This is a genomic window from Shewanella sp. GD03713 (genome assembly GCF_029843705.1).
Lineage (GTDB): Bacteria > Pseudomonadota > Gammaproteobacteria > Enterobacterales > Shewanellaceae > Shewanella.
Genome location: NZ_JAOCIW010000005.1, coordinates 1 through 3,653, shown reverse-complemented (window position 1 = coordinate 3,653; position 3,653 = coordinate 1). Strand labels below are relative to the sequence as shown.

Here is a 3,653-nt window from a genome sequence, read left to right as displayed (position 1 = left end):
TCCATACTCTTAGCTGCCTGATACAGTTTTCTTTGCTTGGTGCCAGTCATTTTTGCATGCCCAAGTCGTCCAGCACTTTCGGTAGAGTTTTTGGATTTTTCTCCTTTTTTCTTATTGTCTAATCGATTAGCTTGCTGGCGTTTTTCTTGCACAGCAGATTCTAATCGCTCCCGTTCCTTCATCATCAGCTCATATTCTACGGCTTGGTGTTGTCGCTCTTCTTCTTTTTGACGCAAGTAATCCGAGTAACCACCCCAATATTCCGTAATTTTACCGTCTTTTAACTCCCATATCTTGTCTACAACCATATCAAGAAAATATCGGTCATGACTGATAACAAGTAATGCTCCATCAAATGCTTTAAGTTGACCAATAAGTAGATCTATTCCATTGAGATCAAGGTGGCTGGTTGGTTCATCCGCTAGAATGCCATGTACTTGTTGGGAAAATGCGGCAGCAATTTTTGCACGAGTTTCCTCTCCGCCACTCATTGTGTCGTTTTGTACATTGGAAACACCAAGGCGAGATAACATTGCCCGGTCTTCGACCGTTTCTATTTCGATTCCGCCCAGTTGGCTGATATGTGCAAAATCACCAAAACGCTGTAATGTCGCTTCGGCTAAAACAATTTCGCCATTAAGTACTTTGAGTAAACTACTCTTTCCTGCTCCGTTATCACCCACAAGACCAATACGGTCATAAGAGTGAATTTCCAATTCATCAATATCCAAAACATCACGCCCAGCATAATCCAAGCGTATGTTTCTCGCTTTAATAATTAAACTCATTTTTATTTACTCCTGTTTAGCTCTTGAAATTTTTTATGCAGCAAACAGGATTTAGGTGAAAACAAAAGCTAGCATCACAGTGTCCTCCCAAAAAAAAAGCTATTCATCCACAGGGTGGACAAATAGCTAGTCAATTAAGTTATAACTGGAAACTATGCACTAAAAGCATACTTATAAATTAAGCATACTTTTACTTTATATATCCGCATATATTCTTAAAGACACAACAAAAGCCCACCATTATAAAATAGTGTCACTATGCAAATAGTTGTGTCTTAACGAATGCGGATAGAATGCATAAACTTACCTAAAAAATAAAATTCAGTTTTATGATAACTTTACTGTTAAAAGAAGTCTAGACAACCTTGTTTTATGCTTGGATATAAGGCTTATTTTAGGCACTGTTGCAAAGTTAGCGATGAGGCAGCCTTTTGTCTTATTCAAAGGCCTTACATTTCAAAAACTCTGCTTACCAGGCGCATTTCGCCCAGGGGATCACCATAATAAAATGCTGAGGCCTGGCCTTTGCGTAGTGCACGCATCACCTCAATACCTTTGATGGTGGCGTAAGCCGTCTTCATGGATTTAAATCCCAGCGTGGCGCCGATTATCCGTTTCAGTTTGCCATGATCGCATTCAATCACGTTGTTCCGGTACTTAATCTGTCGGTGTTCAACGTCAGACGGGCACCGGCCTTCGCGTTTGAGCAGAGCAAGCGCGCGACCATAGGCGGGCGCTTTATCCGTGTTGATGAATCGCGGGATCTGCCACTTCTTCACGTTGTTGAGGATTTTACCCAGAAACCGGTATGCAGCTTTGCTGTTACGACGGGAGGAGAGATAAAAATCGACAGTGCGGCCCCGGCTGTCGACGGCCCGGTACAGATACGCCCAGCGGCCATTGACCTTCACGTAGGTTTCATCCATGTGCCACGGGCAAAGATCGGAAGGGTTACGCCAGTACCAGCGCAGCCGTTTTTCCATTTCAGGCGCATAACGCTGAACCCAGCGGTAAATCGTGGAGTGATCGACATTCACTCCGCGTTCAGCCAGCATCTCCTGCAGCTCACGGTAACTGATGCCGTATTTGCAGTACCAGCGTACGGCCCACAGAATGATGTCACGCTGAAAATGCCGGCCTTTGAATGGGTTCATGTGCAGCTCCATCAGCAAAAGGGGATGATAAGTTTATCACCACCGACTATTTGCAACAGTGCCTCAGCAATCATATTTTTAAATTATATAACTCCCAACTGAGCTTTTGCTCCAACGATAAGGCTTTCATTTTGAGTTTCTAAGGCAAATAAACCATACATCAAAGGAGAGGCCGCTGCTCTTTCTAAAGTCTGTTCATATAGTTTATTCCAAACTTTACCCCCTAGTTTTTCATACTCGATGATTAGAGTTTTGAGGCTTTCTTCTCCAAACAAAGTTACATGCCCAGCAAAATCAATCGCTGGGTCATCTATATGGGCTGTTGACCAATCAATAACGCCTGAAACAGCTCCATCCTTTGAAGCTAGTACATGCCCAGCATATAAATCGCCATGTATAAATTGGGTGAAATCTGCCCATAGAACATCATTATCCAACCATTTTCTGTAGCGGGTTTCCAATTGCTCACTTATACCAATTTCAGATTTTACTAACTGCAAATTGTTTGCTATTTCAGGTCTTAAATCTGAAGGTTTCATAATTTTCAAATCATTTTCCCGAACTTCTTTTTCAGGAATACTATGGATTTCAAATAAGGTTTTTGCCAAAGATGTTATGTATTTCGGGCTATCTTTGTCCATATTCCAAATTATTTCATAGGTTTCAGCATCCAAATTTAAAACAGGATTATCTTTAAGTATGGGATAAGCCACTAATTCTGTAGATGAAATTCTCCAATCAGGAACCTCTACAGAAAGATGTTTTTTTACCAATTCTAAAATGCGTTTTTCTTTCTTGATTTGTTCCCTCATGCCATCACGACGAGGAATACGCAGCAACCATTGTTGCCCCTTTGTATCAAGAGCAAAAACGACCTTAAAATCAATGCCCATTTCATTGAAATTCATTTTGTCCGTAAGCAACAAGCCGTGTGCTTCAGCAAGTGATTGAATATCTTGAATTGTCATTTTTAATTTCCTTTAAAGAGTTCAATAATTAATGTTCGGATTAGATTGGCTATCATTAACAATCTCTCTCAAAAGTCTTGATGATTTTGTGGTCTTTGATCTCGTAGATAATGTCAGCAATATTATCGACCAATTGCTTGTCATGAGATACGAAGATAATAGTTCCTGCATAGGACTTCATCATTGTTTCTAATGCGGCAATACTTTTTAGGTCAAGATAGTTTCCTGGTTCATCCATAAGCAAAATATTATATTTTCCTAAAAGCATTTTGGATAAAAGCAGTTTGATGATTTCACCTCCCGATAAGTCGGATAAGTTTTTTTGAATATCATTCGCTCCGATCCCCATTGAAGCCAATACTGCACGAATTTCCGCAACTGTGTACTCGCACTCTTCCTGCATAAAGGAGAGCACAGATTTATGCGTGTTAAATTTATATCCTGTTTGTGTAAAGTAGCCAATTTCAGCTTTTGGAGATATGGTTAATCCATCAGCACGTTCTGATATCATTTTTAACAAGGACGTTTTCCCTGTTCCATTCGATCCAGTTATAGCGACTTTAGCGCCAAGCGGTATTATAAAGTTAGCGTCATCAAAGATAGTACGGCTACCAAATTTTAAGCTCAGACCATCTGCCGTAATCGGGAACTTATTGTGCAGTTCTAGGGCTGAACTTTGACGAAAACGAATAGAACGCAAATGCTCTGGTGCTTGAATATCTTCTAATGCAGCCAAACGCTTT

2 protein-coding genes and 2 pseudogenes are annotated in these 3,653 nt (G+C 40.6%); all 4 read right to left on the bottom strand.

The window, feature by feature from the left end:
• Positions 1–788, bottom strand: a pseudogene (gene msr(E), locus N5E87_RS23510) (ABC-F type ribosomal protection protein Msr(E)); the annotation flags it as partial.
• A 449-nt stretch (positions 789–1,237) separates the two neighbouring features.
• Positions 1,238–1,942, bottom strand: coding sequence for an IS6-like element IS26 family transposase (locus tag N5E87_RS23505; protein ID WP_001067855.1), 705 nt, complete (start codon positions 1,940–1,942; stop codon positions 1,238–1,240).
• A gap of 83 nt (positions 1,943–2,025) precedes the next feature.
• Positions 2,026–2,910: an Mph(E) family macrolide 2'-phosphotransferase gene (locus N5E87_RS23500; RefSeq protein ID WP_000155092.1), complete on the bottom strand. Its 885-nt coding sequence runs from the start codon at positions 2,908–2,910 to the stop codon at positions 2,026–2,028.
• Positions 2,911–2,965: 55 nt separating this feature from the next.
• Positions 2,966–3,653 (bottom strand): annotated as a pseudogene (gene msr(E), locus N5E87_RS23495) (ABC-F type ribosomal protection protein Msr(E)); the annotation flags it as partial.